We start from the raw sequence: 24,884 nt of genomic DNA on the forward strand, positions 1-24,884 counted from the left end.
GCCGATGCAGGGGGGCTTTTTAAATTTCCGTCAGACCCATTTGGCCAGTGGTGGCAGGCTCATCAATACCGCATCGGGGTTGTGGCCGGTTTCCAGCCCGAATTTGGTCCCGCGATCATAGACCAGATTATATTCGGCATAGAGCCCGCGATGCACCAATTGCGTATCCTTATCCGCATCGGTCCAATCCGTGGCCATGCGTTTTTGCACCAATGGCAGGAAGGCGGGCAGGAACGCCTCGCCCACGGCGCGGGTAAAGTCGAAATCGGCCTGCCAGTCGCCGGTGTTTAGATCATCATAAAAAATGCCGCCAACACCACGCGCGCGACCGCGATGCGGGATGAAGAAATATTCATCCGCCCATGCCTTGAACCGGTCATAGTAATCCGCGCCATGCACGGCACAGGCATCGCGCAGAGTGTCATGGAAATGCGCCGTATCTTCTGCGTATTCGATACAGGGGTTCAAATCGGCACCGCCCCCGAACCACATCGCACCGGGGGTCCAGAACATACGGGTGTTCATATGGACTGCGGGCGCATGGGGGTTTTGCATATGCGCGACAAGGCTGATGCCGCTGGCCCAGAAGCGCGGGTCCTGATCCATGCCCGGAACGCCGCGTGCCGCCATGGCCGCTTGGGCGCGCGGGGCAAGGGTTCCGTGAACCTCGGACCAGTTGACACCGACCTTTTCGAAAACCCGTCCGCCACGCATCACCGACATCAAACCGCCGCCGCCATCATTGTCGCGGGTCGTCGGGGTGACTTCGAACCGGCCTGCAGGTTCGCTGCCTGATCCCTGATCCTCAAGCTTTTCGAATGCGGTGACGATCCGGTCACGAAGTTGCTTGAACCAATCTGCGGCTTGGCGGCGCTGTTCGTCCATGTCGGCCCTCATATGTGATTTGCAAAGCCACCTCTGCTGCGGCTAGCATCCGTTACCTGCTGTAATGAGAGCGACGATGCCCCGCAACACTACCCTTGCCCTGATGATCGCCCTGCCCTTTGGTCTTGCGGCCTGCGCCACGCCGCAGGAACGCTGCATTTCACGCAATACCGATGAATACCGCACCGTCAGTCGCCTGTTGGCGCAGGTCGAGGGCAATTTGTCGCGGGGCTATGCATGGCAGGAACGGCAGGTTGTCCGCAGCCGTCCGTCGCAATGCCGACAGCGCCGCCGCGACAAAAACGGCGAGGAATACGTCAGAACCTATACCTGCTGGCGGGATTACGTAGACAACGAACGTTACCGCGTGCCGATCGATCCGGCCTCGGAAACCCGCAAGCGTGACAATCTGGCGGAACGGCAAAAGGCCTTGGCCACGCGCGCCAAGGCGGCGGTGGACGCCTGTCGCACCGCCTATCCCGAGGAAGCAGCCTAAAGGATCTGCGCCGTGACCGGATCGGCCAGACTGCGGCCACCATCCACGGTCAAAATCTGGCCGGTCACGAAACGCGCGCCATCGCTGACAAGATAATGCACCGCCTCGGACAATTCATCTGCCGGGGCAATGCGCCCAAGTGGCGTGCCCGCAATGATCTGGGCGCGCTTTTCAGGGTCTTCCTTCAAGGCGCATTGCAATTCATGCGACATGACGCTGCTGAAGCTGACACCGTTCACGCGGATGCGGTGTTCGGCCAAAGCCAGCGCCAGCCCCCGCGTTGCCTGTTCCTGCGCCGCGCAAGCGATGGAGTATCCCAGCATCGTCGGCACCGGACGCCGCGCAGCCAAGGTCGAGATATTGACGATGGCACCTGTCTGGGCAGTCGGACCTTCACCCTCGGCCTGTTTGATCATGCGTTTGGCGACGATCTGCGAAAGGCGCAAACCGGCCAGCATATTCTGGCGCAGCATTTCTTCAAGCGCGTCCATATCAGTGTCCAACGGATCGCTGTTGCGTACAAAGCGATGCGCGTTCACCAGAATATCCACACGGTCGAAGGCATCAAGAGTTGCCGATAACAAATTGGCCATACACAGTTTTTCGGACATATTGCCCGCAAAACGACGCACTTGCGTCTGGTCGTCGTGATAATCCGAAATGACCGAATTCAGGGCAGCTTCGTCATTGTCCGCAAACATGACCGATGCACCGCGTTCGGCCAGATGGCGGGCGATGGCCAGACCGACACCGCGTGCAGCGCCTGTCACAATGGCAACTTTGCCCTGAACCGACATGCTCATCTGCGGCGACCTTTTGCTGTACCGGATTTGGCGGCAGCACCCTTGCTGGCCGAGCCTTTGCCAGCAGCTGTTGCCTCGATGATCTTGAAGCGGGTATCGCCGCCGATTTCATGGACCTGACCGAAATATTGCGACAGCACGGTTTCATAGGGCAGATGGCGGTTGGCCACCATCCACAGCTTGCCCGCACCGGTCAGCAAACGCGCAGCAGTCGCGATGAATGCCGCCCCCAGCTTGGGATCGGCCTGACGCCCTTCATGGAAAGGCGGGTTCATGACGATGCCGTTCACCGGATCGGGCAGACGGAAATCGCGCGCGTCGGCCCAATGGAACTTGGCGCGCGGATCGGTGACATTCTTGCGGGCGGATTCGATGGCGGCATGGTCGGCTTCGACCATATGCAACACCTCGACGCCGGGGCGGGCCAGAACCTGCGCGGACAGCCAGCCCCAGCCAGCGCCCAGATCAACCATGCGCGTCGGCAGTTTTTCAGGAAGGTGATCCGCCAGCATCTGTGATCCCGGATCGATCCCGTCCGCCGAAAAAACGCCCGGCAGGGTGATAAAGCCTGGCGCAGCATCGGTTTCACGGCTTGCCCAATCTTCGGGCAGCCATTCACCGGCGGGAATTTCAACACGGAATATCTTGCCATGCGCCTTGCTGTGCACATCAGTCACAGGGGCCAGCTTACGCAATTCCTTGACCATCGCGTCGACACCATCGGTCTTTTGACCGTCGATCCACATCGACGCACCGGCAGACAACCGACCAGCCGCATCGGCAATACGCGCCCTTGATGCGGCCTTGGCGCGCGACAGACGGACGACGGCCAGATCGAAGCTGCCGGTGGCATCGGTCGCAACGCGATAGCCGCGGGTGGACAAGCCGTCATATTCGGCAAAATTGCCCTGAACGATCAGCATACGCTGCGGGTCCAGCGGTGACAGATCATCGGCTGCTGCTGCGCCGAAAAATAGTACTTCACCCTCCGGAGCGCCGTCCGGAAAGGCCAGATCCAATCTTGGATTTGTCACGTAATTACTCTTTTTCCATGGTGCATTGCAGGGGGTGCTGCTGGCGGCGTGCCAGTTCCATCACCTGGGCGACCTTCGTTTCGGCCACCTCATGTGAAAAGACGCCCACCACGGCGACACCCTTGCGATGCACGGTCAGCATAATCTCGATGGCTTGGGCATGGGTCAGGTGGAACAGGCGTTCCAGCACATGCACGACAAATTCCATCGGCGTAAAGTCGTCGTTCAGCAGCAGCACCTTATACATGGGCGGACGCTGGGACCGCGTCCGCGGCTTGACCGCAAGATCGAAATCATCGTCAGGCGTGTCGGGATCGGTCATCCAATGCGTCATCGTGGCTAAGGTCATCCATTTGGTGCTGCAACGAAAGGTTGCCCGACGGATCGGGCATTGCATCTGCAAAATATAGCGCAAACTGGCGCGGATAAAAGCCCCCCACCCCCGCATCTGTCGCGATGACAGTTCCAACTTCGCGATAAATTACTTGAATGCGCGGTTTCCGGAATAAAACTGCCGTGCTATTATGGGTTGATTAACGACGGGCATGCGACAAACGACAGGCCCGCATGAGGCAGAAAGACAGCGACAGTGACCCGAATCCTTACCGCATTCCGGCTGTGGAGCCATGCCCTGCTTGCCGTGTTGCTGCTGGGCCTTCCCGCCGCCGCAGCCCCCTTCGCCGCTTATGTGATGGACGCACGCACAGGCCAGCCCATCTATACGCAGAACGCCGACACACGGCTTCATCCGGCATCCCTGACCAAGATGATGACGCTTTATCTGGCCTTCACGGCCATCGAAAGCGGCCAGATCAGGCTTGATTCCAAGTTCACCGTATCGTCCAACGCTGCGGCTGAACCGCCATCAAAGCTGGGTCTGCGCGCAGGCCAGCAGATCGAATTGCGTTATCTGATCCGCGCCGCAGCGATCAAATCGGCCAATGACGCAGCCACCGCCATCGGCGAAGGCATCGCGGGATCCGAGGATGAATTTGCCCGCCGCATGACCCAGATGGCCCGCGCTTTGGGGATGAACAACACCCAATTCCGCAATGCGAACGGTCTGACGCTGGAAGGTCACTATTCAAGTGCCCATGATATGAGCATTCTTGGCCGCCATCTGTTCTATGACTTCCCACAGTATTACAACATCTTCTCACGCCGTTCGGCGGATGCGGGAATCGCGCAGGTCTCCTCGACCAACCGCCGCTTTCTGGATGCCTATGAAGGTGCTGATGGGATCAAGACCGGATATACGCGGGCAGCAGGTTTCAACCTGACGGCATCAGCGCAGCGTGGAAACAAGCGTCTGATTGCGACCGTCTTTGGCGGAACCTCGACCGCGCATCGCAATCAGGTCATGTCGGAACTGCTGGACAGCAGCTTTACCCGCGTTCCCGACCGTGTCCGCGAAACCCGCCCTTCCAAGCCGCGGCTGCTGGCACAGACCACCACGCGCCGGGCACAGGTCGAACCGACCCCCGCAGCGACCAGCCCCGAACCGCAGCGTCTTGTGCTGGAAGCATCGCCCCCGCCATCGACCCGTCCTGCGGCTGCCGCATCCACGGTCGTTGCCTCTGCCCCGACAATGAACCTGACAGAGGCTTTGGCCAAAGCCACAGCCGGTGTCGAATTAGGCAAAAGCACCGATCTGGCCAGCAGCATGCGCCCCAAGGCGCGTCCTGGCAGCCAGAATCAGGCTGTTGAGCAAGCCGTTGCAAATGCTGTCGCATCAGATGATGCACCCGCAGCCTCGCCCAGCCTTGCAGCACCGGTTCTTGCAGCGTCGAAACGTCCGCTGCGGTCCCCGCGCCGCAGTGCTAGCACGGCGGATATTTCGCAGGCGGCGCCGACACCTGAACCCGCCCCGATCCGTGAAGCCTTGGCCGAAGACATGCTGCTGGACAGTTCGCATGCGCCCAAGCCACGTTCGGAAACGGTCATTCTGGCCGCAATGGGCGAAGGCGACCGCACCCCCGTCGAGGAGCTGGAGGTGGTCAGCCGTCCCGCCGATAGCGGTCGTAATTGGGGCGTATCCCTTGGCATGTACCGGTCGAAAGCCTCGGCTGAAAATGTGCTGATCAGCAAGGCATTGCAGAACGGCAGCACGTTCAGCGGCGCCCGCCGCCATGTTGCCGACACCAACCGCGGGTTCGAGCCGCGCTTTTTGAACCTTAGCAAAGCGATGGCACAGCTGGCCTGCGAAAGAATGCAGACCCAGTCGCAGGAATGCACCGTCATCGCGAACTGAACCATACTGCCTAACCAAAAAGGCCCCGCAAATCTGCGGGGCCTTTTTGGTTTCAATACAGGGCGACGCCCCCCTTAGGAACTGAACAGGAAGTGCAGGACGTCACCGTCCTTTACCTCGTATGTCTTGCCTTCGACGCGCAGCTTGCCAGCCTCTTTCGCGCCGGCTTCACCCTTGCCTGCAACATAATCGTCATAGGCGATTGTTTCGCTGCGGATGAAGCCCTTTTCGAAATCACCATGGATCACCCCGGCTGCCTGCGGTGCAAGCGTGCCTTTGGTAATGGTCCATGCACGGGCCTCTTTCGGGCCGACGGTGAAATAGGTTTGCAGGCCAAGCAAGCCGTAACCTGCGCGGATCAGGCGATCCAGACCAGCTTCTTCCAGACCCATTTCGCCAAGGAACATTTCGGCTTCTTCGGCGTTCAGCTGGCTGATCTCTTCCTCGATCTTCGCCGAGATAACGACATGACCCGCACCCTGCGCCTCGGCCATTTCGCGGACCTTTTCGGACAGCGCATTGCCATTGGCGGCTTCGTCTTCGGCCACGTTGCAGACAAACAGCACCGGCTTTGCGGTCAGCAGTTGCAGCATGTCCCATGCCTTCTGATCATCTTCGTCGATCTTCAGCGTACGCGCGGGCTTGCCCTGTTCCAAGGCGGCCAGCGCCTCTTTCAACAGGCGTTCCTGTGCGGCGGCTTCTTTATCGCCACCTTTCAGCTTGCGGGCAATATTGGCCAAGCGACGCTCGATCGATTCCATGTCGGAAATCATCAGCTCGGTTTCGATGATCTCGGCATCGGCGACGGGATCGACGCGGTCTTCGACGTGGGTCACATCACCATCTTCGAAACAGCGCAGCACATGGGCGATGGCGTCAGTTTCGCGGATGTTGGCCAGAAACTGGTTGCCCAGACCCTCGCCCTTGCTGGCGCCTTTGACCAGACCGGCGATATCGACAAAGGTGATCCGCGTCGGAATGATCTGCTTGCTGCCCGCAATATCAGCCAGCGTATCAAGACGACGGTCGGGGACCGCAACCTCGCCCACGTTCGGTTCGATTGTGCAGAACGGGAAATTTGCGGCCTGCGCGGCGGCAGTGCGCGTCAAAGCGTTAAACAGCGTGGACTTGCCGACATTCGGCAGCCCGACAATCCCCATGCGAAAACCCATGACAGCACCCTTTTTATCTGAATTCCGGCGTCTGTTACGCGTCCGCGCCTTTTAAGTCCAGCCCGCGGCGCATTGCGCCCGTGCCTTAAGGCGGCTACTTCTGGGCAAAAGACGTTCGGGGGCAGATATGACCAGAATTGACGACAGATTTGCGGCACTGAAGGCCGAGGGCAAGAAAGCCTTCGTGGCCTATATGATGGCCTCTGATCCGGATGATGGCACGGCGCTGGAAATCATGCGCGGCATGCCGGCGGCGGGTGTTGATATCATCGAGCTGGGGATGCCGTTCACCGACCCCATGGCCGACGGTGGCACCATTCAGGCCGCGGGCCAGCGCGCATTGGCCCAAGGTGGCAGCGTGACGCGCACTTTGGATATCCTGCGCCGCTTCCGCGAGGAAGACACGACCACGCCCGTGGTGCTGATGGGATATTATAATCCGATCTATGCGCGGACCGGTGGCGTGACGCAATTCCTGACCGATGCCGCAGAGGCAGGTGTGGACGGCCTGATCATCGTCGATCTGCCGCCCGAAGAAGACAGCGAACTGTGCCTGCCTGCCACCGATGCGGGTCTGAACTTTATCCGGCTGGCGACACCGACGACGGATGACAAGCGCCTGCCCGCGGTGGTCAAGAATACCTCGGGGTTTGTCTATTACGTCAGCGTCACGGGCATCACCGGTGGTGCCGCTGCCAATGCCGCGGATGTCGCCCCCGAGGTTGCCCGTATCCGCGCCGCGGCCGGATTGCCGGTCGTTGTCGGCTTTGGCATTTCCACACCCGATGCAGCGCAGGACATCGCCAGCGTGGCAGACGGATGTGTCGTCGGCAGCGCGATCGTCAAGCAGATCGGCGAAGGTCGTCCTGTGCCGGAAATCCTTGATTTTATCCGTAGTCTGGCGGACGGATGCCACCGCGGATAACACGGCCCGTGTTGCGTGATGCGACACCACTGGATGCGGCAGGGATCGCATCCATCTGGAACCCAATCATCCGCGACACACCAATCAGCTTTTCACCGACCGAACGCAGCCACGACGAAGTGGCTGCTTTGATCCTTGAACGCCCGTCGTCCGCTCTGGCGTTCATGGTTGCCGATATTGACGGAGAGATCGCCGGATTTGCGACCTATTCGCAGTTTCGCGCCGGAATTGGCTACGCGCGATGTATGGAACATACCATCCACGCGGCGCCACAGTATCGTGGTGCGGGTATCGGTCGCATGCTGCTGAATGCTATCGAAGATCACGCCCGCCAGCATCATTACCGCATGATGATAGGGGCAATTACGGCGTCGAACACGGCCTCGGTCCTGTTCCATCAGGCGATGGGGTATCAGGAATACGGACGCGTTCCCTTTGCAGGCTGGAAGTTCGGCGAATTTCACGACCTTGTGTTGATGGGCAAGGATCTGGCCCCTTAGACAGCGGTTTTGCGTGACAACCTGCCCCTATCGCAACCCGTCATATGCCGTTAAACTGACCCCATGGAATGCTGTACAACCCCCGAGACCTGTTACGGTCCCTGCCCCGAATTGCCAAAGCCGCGCAGCTTCTGGCAGCGGATTGGTGACCGGCTGGCAGCCTTTTTGGGCACGGCCCCTGCGGCGGTGCCGCCCGAACGCTCGGTCGCTTTTACCATCGCGGTGATTGCGCTTGGGGCAAAGCTGGCCAAGGTCGACGGTCGCGTTGACCGGTCCGAGGTTGCGGCCTTCCGCCGTGTTTTCGTCATTCCCCGCGCCGAAGAAAAGAACGCTGCCCGTGTGTTCGATCTGGCGCGTCAGGATGTTGCAGGTTTCGACGCATGGGCACGGCGCATCGCTTCGATGTTCCAAGCGGGCGATCCGGTGCTGGTCGATGTGATGGAAGGGTTGATGATCATCGCCCTTGCCGATGGCGATCTGCACGAAGCCGAAATCCTGTTTATGGACGAAGTTGCGCGCATTTTCGGTCTGACAGCGGCACAAATGACGGAAATCCGTCACCGTCATGATCCCAAGGCCAGCTGCCCGCCCTGCCAGATGTTGGGCGTTAAACCCGACACCCCGCTGGCCGAGGCGCGCAAGCGCTGGCGCGAATTAATCCGCGAATCGCATCCCGACCGCGCCATCGGTCGCGGCCTGCCCCCCGAGGCGATCCGTCTTGCCGAGGCCCGTACGCGCCGTTTGAACGAAGCGTGGGAAAATTTCCGCAATATGCACCACGCATCGTCGCAACAGGGCGCAGCCTAGAACCGAACTTGTGTCGCGGGCGATCCGCCCCCATGTCTTCACAATGAAACATATGACCGCCCTTGCTTTGGCCGGTATTCTGGCCGCCTCCCCTGTCGCTGCCGAACCCGAAGCGGAAGGTGGCCTGATCCAGCGCGGGTTTCAGGGGTTCTTTCGAAATTTGATGCAGGATGATGTGCCGCAGTTGAATAACCTGTCTGGCGCTTTGGAACAGATGGCACCGGTGCTGAAGGATCTGGCGGTACTGGTGGATGATCTGGAAAACTATCACCCACCGCCGCGGCAGGAAAACGGCGACATTATCATTCGCCGTCGCGCGGATGCACCACCAGCGCCGCCGCTTGGCGACAGTCTGCGCGATCTGACCGATCCATCTGAAACCGATATACCGATTGACCCGGACGCACCGCAGATAGAGCTTTAGGCGGAATTCGCATCCTCGATCAACCGACGGTGGCGGCGGGCTTCGACCACGGTTTCTTCGAATCGCTGGATGCCTTTGGCTTGAAGCGCGGGGATCAGCCGCAGGAAGGCCTGCGCTGTGGCGACAGTATCACCCATGGCGGTATGGCGGTCTTCAGCCGGAATGGTGATACCAAGGCGTTCGGTCAGCGCGTCAAGGCTATGAACCGCCGAATGGCCCCAGACCATGGCAGACAGCAAGACCGTGTCCAGCACCCGATTGTCGAAATGCGCGCCGGTTTCAGCGGCGGCGCGACGCAGGAAGCCCATATCGAAGGGGGCATTATGGGCGACCAGTACATCGTCATCGCAAAAATGCCGGAAGGCTGTCAGTGCCGCGGTCAGGTCTGGCGCATCTGCCACCATCGCATCGGTAATCCCGTGGATCGCGGTCGAGGCAGGCGGGATAGGCCGGCCCGGATTGATCAGGGTTTCGAACCTTTCCCCTGTCAGGCGGCCACGGGCAAGGCGCAGGCCGGCGATCTGCACGATGGCGTCATGGTCGCTTAGCCCCGTCGTTTCGGTATCAAAGACCACGCATGTCAGATCCGCCAGTCGGGTCGAGGCGACACCTTTGGCCGCCAGCGCGAAATCATAGGTTACGCCACTGCCAGAGACCGCCGCCGGAACAGTTCCAAGGGGCATGACCAGACGCGCGATCCCGTCCTGCGTTTCAGGCCAGATGCCCGTGCCATGATGGGCCAAGATGTCGGCGCCGCTTTGATCGGGATGCATCGGATCGGGCGGCAGTGACAACCATGCGTCCAGCCGGTCGATCAGGACCGGATCGCCCTGCCATTCCAACGTGATCCGCAGCTGGTCACCCTGATCGGGGTGGATCGCGGCATGGGCATCAATCCCTTGCCCCTGCAGCGCCTGATCCAGCGCAAGAAGCAGCGCATTCATCTGGCCCGCATCTGCCTGAAACATCACGGGCGGCAGGGTGTTTTTCGCGGACAACCCTGCGGTCAGCTCGGTCAGGGTGGCGGTGCCTGTCGGGGCTTCGCTGGCCAGAATGCGTGACAATTCACGGGTGGTATCTGCAAGGCCCTGCCCCTCGGCACTAATAGCGGCGGCAAGCGCGTCGGGGATGGGGCCATCCAGCGCCCCCAGCATCGGCACAAGGGTCGAGGCATGGCGGCGAAGTGCTTCCAGCGTCGCGCGGGGTGCGGGGCGTTCGACGTGGCGATCACGCAGGATCAGCAGCTGCCCGTCCGGCATGGCGCGCAAACGGCCCGAAAGGCGCGTACCCTCGGATGTCAGGCAACCGAAATCTGTCGCCTCGGCCCCCGCCTGCAGGCGCACTCTGGCGGCATCCAGCGCACCTGAATGCAGGTGCCGGTCCAGCGGGCGATTCAGCGCCAACCCCGGCAGAAACCCCGATGCGCTGGCATTATAGAAGATCACCCGCCCGTGCAGGTCGGTCATCACAACCCCTGCCCCGAAATCTGCGAGAATGGATTCGAGGCTGGATTTCTCGGCCTGCTGTTCTTCGGCATGTGCGCGGATTGCATCGGCCAATGCCTGATCGGCCTGCGCCCTTGCGCGGGCTGCATCACGGGCGGCAGGACCAAGATCGGCCAGATAGCGCGCCGTGGCATCGTCAGGGGCATGTCCTGTCCGCAAGGCACCGGCCAGCCGTTCCAGCGGTTGGGCAAGGTGCAGATCGAACAGGAACCAGATGCCGACCACCCCCGCGGTAATGCCAAAGCCCGCAATCATCGTGCCCTGAATCAGCGGGTCGGGATCGCTGAGCGCCGCGGTTCTGGCCAGAACCATCAGTCCCATCCCCGCCATCACCAGCGACAGCGCCCCAAGACCGGCGAACAGCAGCAGAATGCGCAAGCGCAGGGACAGATGCGTCAGCATGGAGCCAAAAGGCGGGCCATTTCGGTGCGCAACTCGGCCAGCTCGAACGGTTTGGCGATGAAACCATCCGCGCCAAGGGCCAACCCCTTGCGGCGTTCAACGACCGATCCCCGCGCCGTCATCATCAGCACCTTGATCGCAGCCAGATCGGGATCGGCGCGCACCTCTTGCACGATCTGATAGCCCGAAACATCGGGCAACATCACATCCAGCAGCACCAGATCCGGACGCTGGCGGCGTATATAGTCAACCGCCCCGTTGCCGGTGGCCAGCCGCGCGTGTTTATGGCCGTCGCGGGTCAACAGGAAGTCCAGCGCGACGGCGATGTTATCCTCATCCTCGACGACCAGAATGTCAGCCATTTCCCGCTCCGTCCATGCAGACGGCGGCATAGGCCGGATCGTCGGGTTGGGCCGCTGTCCATTCACCCCGCGCGGGGCGGATGCGCTGGCCATCACAGTCGAAATCCTGCGGGACAATCACCGTCTGGCCCCGACGTTCCACCAGCATGATCTGCGCGTTGCGCGTTCCCTGCGGGGCATCGCTGATGCTGGCGGGATCAAGGGCGGCAAAACGCATGGCAACTGGCACAAGATAGGTCCAAGGCGCCCAAGGCTGTTTATCGCGCCCGACCAGCAGAACCTGTGCGTCATCGGGCAGTTGATCGACCGCGCGGGAATACCAGCTGTAATCGTTATAGACGGAATAAACGACCATTGACAGACCGATCCCCGCAGGCAGCAGCCATGGCGCGGGTGAAAATCCGGCGCGCCGGATGGCATGCATGCCCGCATAAAGGACGGCGGCCATCCCGATGCCGACTGCAATCACGCCCAGCAGATCTGTTCCGATACCATTCATGCCAACATTCCCTTTCCATGTCCCACCGCCGATTGCATCCACCGCACCACAACAAATGCGTCGCGCAGGTGGCTGCGGTCCAGATCGGGCAGATCCGCGGGGGACAGATAGTTATCCGGCTGACGACCGGCCTTGATCAGATGCGCCTGATTTTCCAGCCGCGTGGTCTGGATCATGTCATAGGCGGCCAGCAGGTCGCGACCGCCGCTGGCAGAAATCACGCCGCGGGCCTCGGCATCTTCCAGTCTGGCGCGGGTATTGACGGCCTTGATCCGGCCTTGCAGCGCATAGACGCGCGCCAGATCGGTGACCGGCACCACACCATTATGCTTCATATCGATATGGTGGCGATGCTGTCCGGACCGGATTGTCGAAAAGCCGCTGATCAGGCCCAAAGGCGGGCGGTGTTTCAGCGAATTGGCGACCATATGCGCAACAAAAATGGAATTTTGCGATGCCTGATCCAGCGTATCGCTGTGCAATGCGTCCAGCAGGCTGACATCCCCGCCGATCGCCCGCAGGTCGAACATGACCGAGGCCAGCATCTGCGCCTCGGGGGATGGATGGGCGATCCAGTCGTTGAAATAGCCGCGCCACACATCCACCGGCTGACGCCAGCGCGGGTTCGAGGCCATCATATCGCCCGGACAATAGACATAGCCGCAGGCATTCAGGCCGTCGCAGACCATCTGCGCCAGATCGCGGAACCACGGGTGGTCAGGGTCGGCATCGGGCGCAAGGATCAGACAGTTGTCCTGATCGCTGACGCCGGTCTGTTCCTGCCGCCCCTGCGATCCGCAGGCCGCCCATAAAAAAGGTGCGGGCGGTTCACCCAAGCTGGCCTGCGCCAGATCCAACAGGCGTCGCGTCACGGCATCGGCAATATCGGTGATCATGCGGGTGATCACTTCGTGCCGTTGGCGGGCCTGCACCAGTTGCGTCAGCAGTTCGGGAATGCGGGCCGTGACGCGGGCCATCTGAGCAACGCTATCGGCCAAGGCAATGTCACGGATCAGGGCGGGGGTGGACACAGCCTGAACACGGGTCAGATCCGTCTGGCTGATCATACCGACAAAGCGACCGCCCTCGACCACGGGTAGATGGCCCACGCGGCGTTCCACCATGATGTTCAGCACGTCATGCCCAAGGGCAGATGGCGACAGCGTTACCGGATCGCGGGTCATGATGGTTTCGACGGGCTGGCGCATATCGCGCCCCTCGGCCACCACGCGGTTGGACATATCACGAATGGTCACCAGCCCGATCAGCTCATCGCCAATGGTGATGCCAAGGCTGCTGATACGGCCGTCGCGCATCATACGGGCCGCGTCGATGATGGGGGTTTCAGGGGCGCAACTGACCGGCTTGCCCGACAAAAGGTCCGCGACCTTTAACGTCGCCATATCGGACCCGCGAGTGCCGGACCGGTCAAAGAACCGCGCCACAACGCGGTGGCGTTCAATCAGACCCGTCACCTGTTCGCGCGGCAACATCAGCACCTGCGCCTGTTCTGATGCGCGGGCCGATGTCACCGCCACTCCGTCCCGCAGCAACCCGCGTTCGCCAAATGAATTGCGCGCCCCCAATTGCGAGACAATGTCGCCATTGCGGTCGGTGACCGTCACAGCGCCGCTTTCGATCAAGTACAACCCCGGCAGGCGTTCGCCCAGCTGATAGATCAGGGCGTCGGCGTCATATATTCTGCGGCTGAAAAAGCTGGCAACACGCATCAGCTCATCCTGCGGCAGGCTGTCATAGGGATGCACGGTGGCGATGAAATCGACGATGCTTTGCGTCATCACCCTAAAACCTTTGCGGTTGGGATGCCGCGCCCCACGAACAGGGGCGCGGCGGGTTTATCAGTGATCGACCGCACTGCCGGCACCGCGTGGGACACGGATCGATTCCACCAAATCCTGCACCTCGGCGGGGGGCTTTTCGGTCGCTTGCGACACAAGATACGCGACCACAAAGTTAATCAGCGCGCCGACAGTCCCGAACGATGCGGGCGAAATACCGAACAGCCAGTTCGCTGCCGTATCCTCCAACATGTTGGTGCCGCCGATGAACAGCCAACCCTTGTAGGTAAAGATGTAGACAAGGGTCGCGATGATCCCCGCCAGCATCCCCGCAATCGCGCCTTCCTTGGTGATGGTCTTCGAAAAGATGCCCATCATCAGCACAGGAAAGATCGAGCTTGCCGCAAGGCCAAAGGCCAGCGCCACAGTCTGCGCCGCAAAGCCCGGCGGGTTCAGACCAAGGATCGTCGCCACCAGAATGGACAGCGCCATCGACACACGCGCGGCCATCAGTTCACCCTTTTCACTGATGTTCGGACGCAGCGTGCCCTTGATCAGATCGTGGCTGACAGCACCTGAAATCGCCAGCAGCAGACCCGCCGCCGTTGACAGCGCGGCAGCAAGACCACCGGCTGCAACCACCGCGATCACCCAACCGGGAAGGTTGGCGATTTCGGGGTTGGCCAGCACCATGATGTCGTTGTTCACAGTGACCAGCTCGTTTCCTTGCAGGTTCTGTTCCTCGATGGTGGCGGCCAAGGGGCCTTCGGGGGCGGCGGTGTCATTGTAATACTGGATCAGGCCATCGCCGTTCTTGTCTTCCCAGTTCAGAAGACCGGTGACCTGCCAGTTCCGCATCCACGCTTTATCGGCATCATTCTGGATGCTGTCCAGCGAGACGGCGGGCTGGCTATAGGTATCGCCCGTACGCGCACCCGGCCACATCGTCGCCGTCAGGTTAAAACGCGACATCGACCCGACCGCAGGTGCGACCGTGTAAAGCAGCGCGATGAACACCAGCGCCCAGCCAGCCGATTTACGCGCGTCCGAGACTTTGGGAACGGTAAAGAAGCGGATGATGACATGCGGCAGACCCGCCGTGCCGATCATTAGGGCCATGGTGAACAACACCATATCCAGCGTGGATGTGTGATGCGCGGTATATTCACGGAAGCCCAGATCCGTGACGACCTGATCCAGCTTAAGAAGGAAGGCCGTGCCCGATCCTTCATGGGTGCCGAACAATCCCAGCTGCGGCAGGAAGTTACCGGTCAGCTGAAGCGAAATGAAGATCGCCGGAATTGTATAGGCGGTGATCAGCACGACATATTGGGCGACCTGCGTATAGGTGATGCCCTTCATGCCGCCAAGAACCGCATAGCAGAAGACCAACGCCGCACCGATCCACAGACCGGTGGAATTCGACACCTCGAGGTAGCGCGAGAATGTCACCCCGACGCCCGTCATCTGGCCGATCACATAGGTGATCGACACGATCAGCAGGCAGATCACGCCGATGATACGCGCGGTCGGCGAATAGAAACGGTCGCCGATGAATTCCGGCACGGTGAACTTGCCGAATTTCCGCAGATAGGGTGCCAGCAGCAACGCCAGCAGCACATAGCCACCCGTCCACCCCATCAGGTAAGTCGAGTTGTCATAGCCGGTAAAAGCGATCAGACCGGCCATCGAAATGAATGACGCAGCCGACATCCAGTCGGCAGCGGTCGCCATGCCGTTCATGACCGGACTGACACCCCGGTTCGCAGCATAGAATTCAGCCGTGGATTTCGCACGGCAATAGATGGCAATACCGATATACAGCGCGAAAGAGGCGCCGATAAACAGCAGGTTAAGTGTAAACTGGCTCATCTGCGCATCCTCACTCATCCACGCCGTATTCGGCGTCCAGCTTGTTCATGCGTGCAGCATAGAAAAAGATCAGCACGATGAAACACAGGATCGATCCCTGCTGCGCAAACCAGAAACCCAGGTCCGTTCCTCCGACCGGAATGGATTTCAGCAGCGGGCGGAAAAGGATCGCCGCACCATATGACACCAGCGCCCAAACGGCGATACAGCCATAGATGATGCGAAGATTGGCCTGCCAATAAGCATTCGAAGATTGTCGGTCACTCATGTCCCTAGGTCCTCCCTGTTCAGACATGTCGATCCGCCTTGGCCTTGTTCCATGCTCTGTGCGTGGCGGGTCCGCCAGAGCAGGTTTCGGGACGGCAGCGTGGCCGCCCCTACCGATCTCAGCCGCGGTTCATGCGGTTTTCGATCAATTCATCGACGACTTCCGGTTCCGCCAGGGTCGAGATATCGCCCAATGCGCCATAGTCGTTTTCCGCGATCTTGCGCAGGATGCGGCGCATGATCTTGCCCGACCGTGTCTTGGGCAAACCGGGTGCCCATTGGATCAGGTCGGGTTTTGCAATCGGTCCGATTTCGGTGCGCACCCATTTTTCCAGATCGGCGCGCAATTCGTCGGAAGGCTCGATCCCGTTCATCAGCGTGACATAGGCATAGATGCCCTGCCCCTTAACCTGATGCGGGTATCCGACCACCGCAGCCTCGGCGACCTTTTCATGGGCAACAAGGGCGCTTTCGACCTCGGCAGTGCCCATGCGGTGGCCGCTGACATTGATGACATCATCGACGCGACCGGTGATCCAGTAATAGCCGTCTTCGTCCCGACGGCAGCCATCACCGGTGAAATAGTAACCGGGATATTGCTGGAAATACGTCTCCATAAAGCGCTGGTGATCGCCCCAGACGGTCCGCATCTGGCCGGGCCAGCTGTCGGCAATGCACAACACACCCTCGACCCCGTTGCCGTCGAGTCGTTCTGCGGTGGCAGGGTCCAGAACCTCTGGTTTGACACCAAAGAACGGCACCGTGGCCGAACCGGGCTTGGTTTCCGTCGCACCGGGCAGCGGCGTGATCAGATGGCCGCCGGTTTCGGTCTGCCACCATGTGTCAACGATGGGACAGCGCCCTTGGCCGACATGATCGTTGTACCAGTTCCAAGCCTCGGGGTTGATGGGTTCGCCCACCGTTCCCAGAATACGCAGGCTGGACAGGTCATGGCCCTGAACGAATTCCGGCCCTTTGCCCATCAGCGCGCGGATTGCCGTCGGTGCGGTATAGAACTGCGTGACCTTATGCTTAGCGCAAACTTCCCAGAAGCGGCCGGCATCGGGCCATGTGGGCACCCCTTCGAACATCAGTGTCGTCGCGCCGTTCGCCAGCGGACCATAGATGATATAGCTGTGCCCCGTGACCCAGCCCACATCTGCCGTGCACCAGAAGACATCGCCGTCATGGTAATCGAAGGTGTATTGATGGGTCATCGCGGCATAGACCAGATAGCCGCCGGTGGTATGCACAACCCCTTTGGGCTTACCCGTCGACCCCGAGGTATAGAGGACGAACAAAGGATCCTCGGCCCCCATCGGGCGCGGCGGACAATCGGGGCTGACCTGCTTCATCTGCGCTTTGACATCGACGTCGCGGTCTTCGATCCATGTCGTCTGGTCGCCGGTGTGCTTGACAACAAGGCACCGCACTTTGTCCGAGCAATGCAGCAGCGCTGCGTCGGCATTGGATTTAAGGTTCGTCCGACGGCCACCCCGCGGCGCAGTATCGGCGGTGATGACGACCTTGGCACCACTGTCGTTGACACGATTGGCCAATGCATCAGGCGAAAAACCCGCAAAGACTATCGAATGGATCGCCCCGATCCGCGCACAGGCCAGCATGGCATAGGCCGCATCGGGGATCATCGGCATATAGATCACGACACGGTCGCCGCGCATCACACCCTGACTTAGCAGGACATTGGCAAAGCGGTTCACACTGTCGGACAACTGCGCATAGGTAATATGCTGTGCAGGGGTTTCAGGATCATCGGGTTCAAAGATAATCGCGGTCTGGTTCGCGCGGGTCGGAAGGTGGCGGTCGACGCAGTTCACGCTGGCGTTCAGAATGCCATCCTCGAACCATTTGATGTCGACCTGACCGAAAGTGAAATCGGTATTTTTGACTTTGGTATAGGGCTTGATCCAGTCAAGCCGCTGCCCCTCTTTGCCCCAGAAAGCTTCGGGGTCGTTAATTGATTCGGCATATAGACGCGTATAGTCGTCAGGGCCGACATGGGCGTTTTCCAGACCTGCCGGAACCGCGTATTTCTGAATTTTGTCAGCGCTCATGACATCCCCTTCTCTCGGCCATGTCGCAGCATTTTCCCTCAGGATGCGCGCCTGTCCCAAAGGTGCGCTGCTGCGTCTGGAAGAATGTTAATCATAAGCCATCAATAAAGTTAACACTTTTTTTTAAAACGATTTATTTGTCAATTAATTGACATTTCTTATACGTATTCTGTAAATAATTCACCAGCTATAGAAAACGGCGCAGGATTCCATCCCTGCGCCCGATCCTGAATTACTGCGGTCGATCCATCCTGACAAAGACCGAAACGCGGCCTTTCAGCGGTTGCGACCAACTCAGCCTGATCTGCCGGCGCGCGCTGCCGACCTCGAACTGGACGGTCGGGCTGGCGTCGACGCGTGTCCCATTCGAGGTTTGCAATGTGGTCTCTGTCACAACGGATTCCACCGATTTTGCCCAACCCTGAAACGGCAAGCCGGTGATGTTGTCGGTCGTCCAATTCGCCCCCGGATTGTTCTGCGTGACCTGTATCATCAACGGATTGGCAACATAGGTGTTGATGCCGTTGAATGTATTGGCCTGAAACTGCAGGTTCCGCATGCTGTTATAATTCAGGTCAGCGATAGAGGTATCAACTCGGTCGATCCGGTCGATATTGCCATAAAGCGCTTTGAAAACATTGCCGACGACATTCAGACCTTGCACGAAATGGCCGCTGCCATAGGGTTTTACTGTGATCCATGTGAACCACGCCACAGTGTTTGAACACAGGAAGGTATTGCCTGTGACGGTCAATCCGCCAAAACTGAATTCACTGTTGCTGAAGACCGGATAGGCGCTGTGTTCATTCGTCCATTCGATCGAGGCATTGTCGATGTAATTGCCTGTCACAGTGGTCTGCACGTTGGGCTGTGTCAGGACCAGACCGGCATAGCGCAGCCCTTCACCCGAACCATCGCCCTGAAACCAGTGGTTGCCGAAAATAATATGCCCGCCGCCATTGGCCACCATAAAATGCGCGAACCGGACAAAGCGGTTGTTGCGGATTTTGCTGTCATTGGCGTTCACATTGATGCCGACCGTCGTGCGCTGCTGGGCGGGCAGTTCCATGTCATTGGACAGGAACTGGCAGTTATCGACCAACATATCCTGACAGCCCCGCCCGATCGAGGTGATGCCGCGATCCTTGGGGCGTGTGAAATAGCAGTCCTTTATCTGGATCATTTCGCCCTTGGGGGGCAGCATGATACCGCTTGCGATGCCTTCACAGCCAAAATCGATATCAACAAAATTCAGCCGGTCCAGTTGGCGCACGCCTGAAAAATCGAACAGATAGCGATAGCGTTCAAAGCTGTAGGTCCGCGTTGCCGCACCGCCATAAAGCGGCTGTGACAGGGTCAATGTGCCTGCGCTGACGTTTTTTGCGTTCACATAGACCTCTCGACCGACGCCGCTGCCGATGACGCGGCTGCCGACCTCGATCTGGGCGACGTTTGCGACCGATGTCAGCACCATCGGATTGGTCGATTTATACGTCGCAACGCTGGTCCAGCGCCCTGTATCCCATGCAGACCCCGCCTTGGCCTGAACGCCACCATTGCGGATCACACGCCGGTTCGAAAATCCGTCCAGATCAGGGGCGAACTGATCTAGCATCAGCGGTGCGTCCAGATCGACGCGGCGACCGCAGAGATCCAGCGATTGATGATCAGTATACCCAAGCAGTGCCTGAATTGCTTTTTGCATTCCCAGTGTTTCATCATCGAAAGCATCGGCATAGGTCGGAAAATCAAAGCTTTTCAGGAAAGCAACACGGGTATTGGCTGGTGTACTGATCCGCCCCTTAAAGCGGATTGGACTGTTGATCGACAAATCGCCCGAAATATAGAAGTCGCCATCTGGTACCACGACCCAACCGCCCTCGCTGGCCTGATCCGCCGCCAGAAAAGCGGCGCGGTCATTGGTCTTGCCGTCGCCCACGGCACCAAAATCACGGACGTCCACCCAATCCAGCAGGGATGGCACAAAGGCGGCGGTGATATCGTCAATCTTCAAGGATTCGACTCGGAAAACACCGCCGTTCGCCCCGACCAGATCCACACCGAAATGGCCGAAAACCGGTGCGGTGCCCCATGACATATCAACACCCTGACGCGACCCGACGCCGACAATCGCGCTTATCTCGATGATCTCGCCATAACTGCGCATAGCGGTGGTGGGGCCAACCTCGACCAGACCGGTCACATGGCTGCGTGACCCGTTGCCGGCCCATCCGGCAATGCGCGCACTGGCCAGCGCGCCTGCAACCGCCTTAACCCGCGCAGAAACGCGCAGATAGACACCGGGGATCATAGGCGTTTCACCCATGAACCGCAGGCTGGTGGTGGTCTGCTGCTTGGTCACCTCGAAGCAGGAACCGAAATCCTGATCGGCAGGCACCAGCGATGCGTTATCCACCTTGTCCCAAGTCGGGCTGCCCGATGTACCATCGGTTCTGGACCAGACGCCCAACCCCGCGCGAAAGGCCGAAGGTGTCAGCAAAAGCCCGTTGGTGATCGCAATATTCATTCGCTATCCCTTGCATCGACATAGGAACCGGACAGGATCCGTCCGGCATATTGCGCAAAGGAATAGTTGATAAAGTGTTAACGGGGGCTGAACGCATAGTCCGGTGCAACGGCATGCCGCGCAACACTAGCGTTCGAAAAAGGGGGCCGAAACCCCCTGATCCTTATGCGGTTTTGGTCAGGTCACCCGCCAAAGCCGATTCGATCAGCTTGCGGGTTTCATCAATCCCGTAAAGCGCGATAAAGCCGCCGAACCGCGGCCCCTGATCCGCACCCAACAACACCTGATACAGGCCCGAGAACCACGTCCGCAGCGGCTCGAACCCATGCTCTTTGCCGATGGCGAAGACCATAGTCTGCAAGGCCTCAGGATCGGCGGGCTGGTCCCATGCCGCCAGACGGCTTGCCAAATCCTCCATCGCGCGGCGTTCCACTTCGGTCGGATCGCGGAAGGTCCGCGTGGGGGCCACGAAATCGTTGAAATACCGCAGCGCAAATCCGGCTGCCGCATCAAGACCCGGATGGGTTTCAGGGCTGGCATCGGGCGCATAACGCTGGATAAAGCCCCACAGCCCCTCTTTTCCGGTCTGCCCTGCAACCGAGGCCAGATTCAACAACATCTGGAACGGCACAACCATATCGGATTCCGGAACATCGCCACCGTGAATATGCCAGACGGGGTTCGCCAACTGTTGTTCCGGCGTCTGGTCGGGATAGGCGCGCAGCTGCTGGTGATATTCGTCGACGGCCTTCGGGATGACATCGAAATACATGCGCTTGGCCGTCTTCGGCTTCAGATACATGAAATACGACAGGCTCTCGGTCGAGGCATAGGTCAGCCATTCGTCGATCGACAAGCCGTTGCCCTTGGACTTGCTGATCTTCTGCCCGTCCTGATCCAGAAACAGCTCATAGGTGAAATGCTCGGGCTTGCGACCGCCAAGGATCTCGCAAATGCGGTCATAGATCGGCGTATTAGTGCTGTGGTCCTTGCCATACATTTCAAAATCGACGTCCAGCGCGGCCCAACGGGCGCCGAAATCGGGCTTCCATTGCAGTTTCACCTGACCGCCGGTGACCGGCAGGGTCATTTCGTTTCCGTCTTCGTCGTCGAAGGTGATGGTGCCCGCCTTGGCATCGACATTCTTGATCGGGACATAAAGCACGCGGCCCGTGGTGGGGCTGATCGGCAAGAAGCAGCTATAGCTTTGCTGCCGTTCCTCGCGCAGGCTGGCCAGCATGACGTCCATGATCTGGTCATATTTCTCGGCGGCGCGTAGCAGCGTCTCGTCGAATTTGCCCGATTTGTAGTATTCGGTGGCGCTGACGAATTCATAATCGAACCCGAAGGTGTCAAGGAAGCGACGCAGCATGGCGTTGTTATGCGCGCCAAAGCTGTCGAACTTGCCGAACGGGTCGGGAACCGAGGTCAGCGGCATCTGCAGGCTTTCGCGCAGCTTGTCCTGATCGGGCACATTTTCAGGCACTTTACGCATGCCGTCCATATCGTCGGAAAAACAAACCAGACGCGTGGGGATATCGCTGATAAGCTGGAAGGCGCGGCGGATCATCGTCGTGCGCGCAACTTCACCGAAGGTGCCGATATGGGGCAAACCCGACGGACCATAGCCTGTCTCAAACAGGACATAGCCTTTTTCAGGCGCCTTCTTTTCGTACCGTTTAAGCACCCGGCGCGCCTCTTCGAACGGCCAGGCCTTCGATTGCATTGCGGCATCGCGCAAGGTGGTCATATCATCTTCTCCTGCTGAGGGTCCGGATGGCTTATTGAAAGCGCGCGCCATCGTCAATAATTTGCGCCTAACCTATCAGGAGATCCTTATGACCATCGACCTGCCTTCCCTGTCACCCTGCGATGCGCTCGTCGCGGTGATGGTGGCCGTTTCGGCGTCGGATAATACCATCCGCACATCGGAACTGGTGGCGATCCAGCGCATGGTGGATCACGCCCCCGTCTTTGCCAATTACGACGAAGATCGCATCCGCGCCATTAGCCAGACCGTAATGACCCTGTTCGACGAGGAAGACGGTCTGGACGCCATGTTCGGGTTGATCCGCGATGCCTTGCCGGAAAAGCTGTATGAAACCGCCTATGCGCTGGCCTGCGACGTCGGTGCAGCGGATGGTCGCCTTTACGATGGTGAAATCGTGATGCTGGCGGAAATCCGTGACCAGCTGGACATTTCCCGCCTGCATGCCGCAGCGATCGAACTGTCGTCCCGCGTTCGCCACATCACGCTTTAAGCAGCGTCCAGCCGCTTTCCAAAGCCTCTGATCAGGTCGCGTTGCAAGGATTTGGCCGCACGGGTCCATGTGCTGACCCCTGCGGGCAATTCCAACCCCTTGCTGGCGTCCCGACGCCCGGGATCGGTACAGAATACGGCAAACGTCCCTTCGGCGCCATCTGCCGTGGTGACATAGCCGGCAAGGTTCGACACAAAGTTCAGCGTTCCGGTTTTTGCGGCGATCAGATGGCGGGCCGACGAATCGCGCCCCAGATCATCGACAAGCGGGTTCTGTTTCAAAAGCGGTTGCAGGTTCAGATCACGCCCCGGCCCCGAAAGGACCCGCGTCATACCAAAGGCCGATATCCGGCTATCCGACGACAGACCCGAATGATCGGCCAGCTGCATCCCGCGCCCGATATTGCCAAGCCACTCCTGCATCTGCCCTGCTGATTCGTCCAAGGTTTTGGCACCACTGGCATGTAATCCCAGTGTCTCCGCTGTCAGATTGGTGGAATATTTCAGCATATCGCGGATCAACACCTCGACTGGCGGACTGTCATGGAAGGCTACGACATCGCCTTGGGGCAAATGATCTATCACCTCGGGCGTGGGCAGAACCATGCCACGTGCACGACATAACGTCTGGAGCACGTCCGCGGCATAAAGTTCAGGCAGGCGTACCGGCAACCAGCGGCTGCCGTTCCGCCCCATCGCCGCCCGCGACACCGTCCAGTATTCGCGTTCGCCATCATTGCGATAGGTGAACAGATCGCGTTGATCTGCTGGCCGCGCAGTCATGGTATAGGCCCGGGGGGAATGTTCCGCGCCCCGCGCCTCCATCGACAGTTGGTAATCGACACCAACCCGCCGCCAGCCCAGATGGACGCGGTTAAAGTTCAGCATGATCCCTGAAACCGAGGGGTTATAGGCCAGATAATCTGCCTGCTGGTTGGTGATTTCAGGTAATTGCGGCAATGCCCCACCCCAGACAGCAAATCGCGCAGGCCGGCCTTGTCCCGAATTCGCCAGTTGCGCCGCAAGCTGGGCCAGATCATCCGTAGTCAGCACCGGATCACCGCCTCCGACAAGGATCAACATGTCGCCCGACCGGACAATCTTTGTCCGGAAGCGATGCGAAGGGCCCAGACGGTCCAAGGCGAACAGCGATGTCAGAACCTTCATTGTGCTGGCGGGGGCAACCTTCAGGGCCGCATGTCCCAGCGACAGCGCCTCGCCACGCGCATTGGTCAGCGCAAAGCCCACCTGCCCCGGCAAGCCGGAACCCGCGATGATGTCCCGCGGGTCGGGCGCCGGCCTGACCGGAGGCCGCTGGTCCAGCCCCTGCCCCATCGCCCCGCCCGAAGCCAGCCCTGCGGCAAGACCCGAAACAAGAAAGCGACGGCGATTGAAGGTCATAGGTTATCCTTTTGGCGAAGCGCGGTAGAGGACATTCCGGACATCGGCAAATTCAGGAACGCCCATGCCGGCGCTTTGAAATGCGCCACTTCGGCGGCGCGATATTCGGGAAGTCTGTGGGGTTTCATAACTTGTGACGCAACCGAATGACGTGCGGCAAGCCGCGTTCCCGGTCGCGCCATAACGGCCATTGGAACCGTCTGCGCAATCTGTTTCCAGCGATCCCATTTGTGGAATTGCACCAGATTGTCCGACCCCATCAACCAAACGAAATGCACTTGGGGATAAATCCGGACCAAAGCCTGCAACGTATCTGCGGTCATACGCAGACCCAACCGCGTCTCGATATCGGACACAATTATTCGCGGATCGGAAATCAGCTGACGCGCGGCGCTGATGCGGCTGTCCAAGGGGGCTGGACCATGTGTCTTTAGCGGATTTCCCGGCGATGCCAGCCACCATACCCGATCCAGCCCAAGACGCCGCAATGCGACCTTGCTGATCAGGACATGACCCTGATGGGCGGGATCGAATGATCCACCCAACAGGCCGATTTTCTGGCTGGGCAATGCAATGGGGAAACCGGTTCTCATGCTGTCCGCATAGCCGATAGATGCG

General features: G+C 59.6%; 23 protein-coding genes. 7 read left to right on the forward strand and 16 right to left on the reverse strand.

Translation table 11 applies throughout. The annotated features are described in order from the left end of the window. Positions 1-30: 30 nt before the first annotated feature. A complete protein-coding gene (hemF, locus tag DWB67_RS00605; protein WP_119805569.1) occupies positions 31-897 on the reverse strand; it encodes an oxygen-dependent coproporphyrinogen oxidase in 867 nt (288 codons plus the stop codon). A gap of 64 nt (positions 898-961) precedes the next feature. Here hemF and DWB67_RS00610 point away from each other — a divergent pair, with 64 nt between their 5' ends. Continuing rightward, positions 962-1,381, forward strand: a complete 420-nt coding sequence (locus DWB67_RS00610; RefSeq protein WP_119805570.1) for a hypothetical protein — start codon at positions 962-964, stop codon at positions 1,379-1,381. Here the strand turns inward: DWB67_RS00610 and DWB67_RS00615 are convergent. From DWB67_RS00615 to clpS, 3 genes are read right to left on the reverse strand one after another with little or no spacing between them, the layout of a single operon-like run. Continuing rightward, the gene (locus DWB67_RS00615) at positions 1,378-2,184 is read right to left on the reverse strand and encodes an SDR family NAD(P)-dependent oxidoreductase (RefSeq protein ID WP_119805571.1); all 807 of its coding nucleotides are present in this window, start codon (positions 2,182-2,184) and stop codon (positions 1,378-1,380) included. The two genes, DWB67_RS00610 and DWB67_RS00615, sit on opposite strands and share 4 nt — an antisense overlap. Continuing rightward, positions 2,181-3,218, reverse strand: a complete 1,038-nt coding sequence (locus tag DWB67_RS00620; RefSeq protein ID WP_119805572.1) for a class I SAM-dependent methyltransferase — start codon at positions 3,216-3,218, stop codon at positions 2,181-2,183. Before DWB67_RS00620 ends, DWB67_RS00615 begins: the two co-directional genes overlap by 4 nt. A 4-nt stretch (positions 3,219-3,222) precedes the next feature. Further along, positions 3,223-3,552: an ATP-dependent Clp protease adapter ClpS gene (clpS, locus tag DWB67_RS00625; protein WP_182911446.1), complete on the reverse strand. Its 330-nt coding sequence runs from the start codon at positions 3,550-3,552 to the stop codon at positions 3,223-3,225. Positions 3,553-3,807: 255 nt separating this feature from the next. On the opposite strand from clpS, the gene DWB67_RS00630 reads away from it, so the two are divergent. Further along, complete coding sequence (locus tag DWB67_RS00630) at positions 3,808-5,469, forward strand: D-alanyl-D-alanine carboxypeptidase family protein (protein ID WP_119805573.1); 1,662 nt, start codon at positions 3,808-3,810, stop codon at positions 5,467-5,469. 74 nt (positions 5,470-5,543) lie between these two features. On the opposite strand, the gene ychF is transcribed toward DWB67_RS00630, so the two are convergent. Then, positions 5,544-6,641: a redox-regulated ATPase YchF gene (gene ychF, locus DWB67_RS00635; RefSeq protein ID WP_119805574.1), complete on the reverse strand. Its 1,098-nt coding sequence runs from the start codon at positions 6,639-6,641 to the stop codon at positions 5,544-5,546. Between the two features lie 127 nt (positions 6,642-6,768). Between ychF and trpA the strand changes: the two genes are divergently transcribed. From trpA to DWB67_RS00655, 4 genes are all read left to right on the forward strand, one after another. Then, positions 6,769-7,566 carry a tryptophan synthase subunit alpha gene (gene trpA, locus DWB67_RS00640; RefSeq protein ID WP_119805575.1) on the forward strand — a complete coding sequence of 266 codons (798 nt, stop codon included), beginning with the start codon at positions 6,769-6,771 and terminating at the stop codon, positions 7,564-7,566. Positions 7,567-7,577: 11 nt separating this feature from the next. After that, positions 7,578-8,066 (forward strand): GNAT family N-acetyltransferase, encoded by a 489-nt coding sequence (locus tag DWB67_RS00645; protein ID WP_220475082.1) that lies wholly within the window; start codon positions 7,578-7,580, stop codon positions 8,064-8,066. A 63-nt stretch (positions 8,067-8,129) separates the two neighbouring features. Continuing rightward, positions 8,130-8,873: a molecular chaperone DjiA gene (locus DWB67_RS00650; RefSeq protein ID WP_119805577.1), complete on the forward strand. Its 744-nt coding sequence runs from the start codon at positions 8,130-8,132 to the stop codon at positions 8,871-8,873. 43 nt (positions 8,874-8,916) lie between these two features. Then, positions 8,917-9,297, forward strand: coding sequence for a hypothetical protein (locus DWB67_RS00655; protein WP_147385894.1), 381 nt, complete (start codon positions 8,917-8,919; stop codon positions 9,295-9,297). On the opposite strand, the gene DWB67_RS00660 is transcribed toward DWB67_RS00655, so the two are convergent. From DWB67_RS00660 to DWB67_RS00700, 9 genes are all read right to left on the reverse strand, one after another. Beyond that, positions 9,294-11,204, reverse strand: a complete 1,911-nt coding sequence (locus tag DWB67_RS00660) for an exonuclease domain-containing protein (protein ID WP_119805579.1) — start codon at positions 11,202-11,204, stop codon at positions 9,294-9,296. The two genes, DWB67_RS00655 and DWB67_RS00660, sit on opposite strands and share 4 nt — an antisense overlap. After that, positions 11,198-11,566, reverse strand: a complete 369-nt coding sequence (locus DWB67_RS00665) for a response regulator transcription factor (protein WP_119805580.1) — start codon at positions 11,564-11,566, stop codon at positions 11,198-11,200. Before DWB67_RS00665 ends, DWB67_RS00660 begins: the two co-directional genes overlap by 7 nt. Next, positions 11,559-12,065 (reverse strand): hypothetical protein, encoded by a 507-nt coding sequence (locus tag DWB67_RS00670; RefSeq protein ID WP_119805581.1) that lies wholly within the window; start codon positions 12,063-12,065, stop codon positions 11,559-11,561. The genes DWB67_RS00665 and DWB67_RS00670 overlap by 8 nt, the downstream gene beginning before the upstream one ends. Next, complete coding sequence (locus tag DWB67_RS00675; protein WP_119805582.1) at positions 12,062-13,864, reverse strand: DUF294 nucleotidyltransferase-like domain-containing protein; 1,803 nt, start codon at positions 13,862-13,864, stop codon at positions 12,062-12,064. Before DWB67_RS00675 ends, DWB67_RS00670 begins: the two co-directional genes overlap by 4 nt. Positions 13,865-13,924: 60 nt before the next feature. Further along, a complete protein-coding gene (locus DWB67_RS00680) occupies positions 13,925-15,736 on the reverse strand; it encodes a sodium:solute symporter family protein (protein ID WP_119805583.1) in 1,812 nt (603 codons plus the stop codon). A gap of 10 nt (positions 15,737-15,746) precedes the next feature. Further along, entirely contained in the window at positions 15,747-16,004 is a 258-nt protein-coding gene (locus DWB67_RS00685; protein ID WP_119805584.1) for a DUF4212 domain-containing protein, read from the reverse strand. A gap of 118 nt (positions 16,005-16,122) precedes the next feature. Then, positions 16,123-18,078 carry an acetate--CoA ligase gene (gene acs, locus DWB67_RS00690; RefSeq protein ID WP_119805585.1) on the reverse strand — a complete coding sequence of 652 codons (1,956 nt, stop codon included), beginning with the start codon at positions 18,076-18,078 and terminating at the stop codon, positions 16,123-16,125. A gap of 232 nt (positions 18,079-18,310) precedes the next feature. Beyond that, positions 18,311-20,605 carry a glycosyl hydrolase family 28-related protein gene (locus DWB67_RS00695; RefSeq protein ID WP_119805586.1) on the reverse strand — a complete coding sequence of 765 codons (2,295 nt, stop codon included), beginning with the start codon at positions 20,603-20,605 and terminating at the stop codon, positions 18,311-18,313. 163 nt (positions 20,606-20,768) lie between these two features. Beyond that, positions 20,769-22,355 (reverse strand): lysine--tRNA ligase, encoded by a 1,587-nt coding sequence (locus DWB67_RS00700; RefSeq protein ID WP_119805587.1) that lies wholly within the window; start codon positions 22,353-22,355, stop codon positions 20,769-20,771. Positions 22,356-22,443: 88 nt separating this feature from the next. On the opposite strand from DWB67_RS00700, the gene DWB67_RS00705 reads away from it, so the two are divergent. After that, entirely contained in the window at positions 22,444-22,866 is a 423-nt protein-coding gene (locus DWB67_RS00705) for a tellurite resistance TerB family protein (RefSeq protein WP_119806125.1), read from the forward strand. Here DWB67_RS00705 and DWB67_RS00710 read toward each other — a convergent pair. Further along, positions 22,863-24,266, reverse strand: a complete 1,404-nt coding sequence (locus DWB67_RS00710) for a D-alanyl-D-alanine carboxypeptidase (RefSeq protein ID WP_119805588.1) — start codon at positions 24,264-24,266, stop codon at positions 22,863-22,865. The genes DWB67_RS00705 and DWB67_RS00710 overlap by 4 nt on opposite strands. Then, positions 24,263-24,859: a nicotinate-nucleotide adenylyltransferase gene (locus DWB67_RS00715; RefSeq protein WP_119806126.1), complete on the reverse strand. Its 597-nt coding sequence runs from the start codon at positions 24,857-24,859 to the stop codon at positions 24,263-24,265. The genes DWB67_RS00710 and DWB67_RS00715 overlap by 4 nt, the downstream gene beginning before the upstream one ends. Between the last annotated feature and the right edge of the window lie 25 nt (positions 24,860-24,884).

Origin of the sequence: Paracoccus sp. JM45 (assembly GCF_003590715.1) — a bacterium.
In the GTDB taxonomy this organism is placed as follows: domain Bacteria; phylum Pseudomonadota; class Alphaproteobacteria; order Rhodobacterales; family Rhodobacteraceae; genus Paracoccus.

Coding starts and splice junctions, on each gene's coding strand:
- hemF (WP_119805569.1), bottom strand. CDS start 897: ATGAGGGCCGACATGGACGAACAGCGCCGCCAAGCCGCAGATTGGTTC.
- DWB67_RS00610 (WP_119805570.1), top strand. CDS start 962: ATGCCCCGCAACACTACCCTTGCCCTGATGATCGCCCTGCCCTTTGGT.
- DWB67_RS00615 (WP_119805571.1), bottom strand. CDS start 2,184: ATGAGCATGTCGGTTCAGGGCAAAGTTGCCATTGTGACAGGCGCTGCA.
- clpS (WP_182911446.1), bottom strand. CDS start 3,552: ATGACGCATTGGATGACCGATCCCGACACGCCTGACGATGATTTCGAT.
- ychF (WP_119805574.1), bottom strand. CDS start 6,641: ATGGGTTTTCGCATGGGGATTGTCGGGCTGCCGAATGTCGGCAAGTCC.
- trpA (WP_119805575.1), top strand. CDS start 6,769: ATGACCAGAATTGACGACAGATTTGCGGCACTGAAGGCCGAGGGCAAG.
- DWB67_RS00650 (WP_119805577.1), top strand. CDS start 8,130: ATGGAATGCTGTACAACCCCCGAGACCTGTTACGGTCCCTGCCCCGAA.
- DWB67_RS00655 (WP_147385894.1), top strand. CDS start 8,917: ATGAAACATATGACCGCCCTTGCTTTGGCCGGTATTCTGGCCGCCTCC.
- DWB67_RS00660 (WP_119805579.1), bottom strand. CDS start 11,204: ATGCTGACGCATCTGTCCCTGCGCTTGCGCATTCTGCTGCTGTTCGCC.
- DWB67_RS00665 (WP_119805580.1), bottom strand. CDS start 11,566: ATGGCTGACATTCTGGTCGTCGAGGATGAGGATAACATCGCCGTCGCG.
- DWB67_RS00670 (WP_119805581.1), bottom strand. CDS start 12,065: ATGAATGGTATCGGAACAGATCTGCTGGGCGTGATTGCAGTCGGCATC.
- DWB67_RS00675 (WP_119805582.1), bottom strand. CDS start 13,864: ATGACGCAAAGCATCGTCGATTTCATCGCCACCGTGCATCCCTATGAC.
- DWB67_RS00680 (WP_119805583.1), bottom strand. CDS start 15,736: ATGAGCCAGTTTACACTTAACCTGCTGTTTATCGGCGCCTCTTTCGCG.
- DWB67_RS00685 (WP_119805584.1), bottom strand. CDS start 16,004: ATGAGTGACCGACAATCTTCGAATGCTTATTGGCAGGCCAATCTTCGC.
- acs (WP_119805585.1), bottom strand. CDS start 18,078: ATGAGCGCTGACAAAATTCAGAAATACGCGGTTCCGGCAGGTCTGGAA.
- DWB67_RS00695 (WP_119805586.1), bottom strand. CDS start 20,605: ATGAATATTGCGATCACCAACGGGCTTTTGCTGACACCTTCGGCCTTT.
- DWB67_RS00700 (WP_119805587.1), bottom strand. CDS start 22,355: ATGACCACCTTGCGCGATGCCGCAATGCAATCGAAGGCCTGGCCGTTC.
- DWB67_RS00705 (WP_119806125.1), top strand. CDS start 22,444: ATGACCATCGACCTGCCTTCCCTGTCACCCTGCGATGCGCTCGTCGCG.
- DWB67_RS00710 (WP_119805588.1), bottom strand. CDS start 24,266: ATGACCTTCAATCGCCGTCGCTTTCTTGTTTCGGGTCTTGCCGCAGGG.
- DWB67_RS00715 (WP_119806126.1), bottom strand. CDS start 24,859: ATGAGAACCGGTTTCCCCATTGCATTGCCCAGCCAGAAAATCGGCCTG.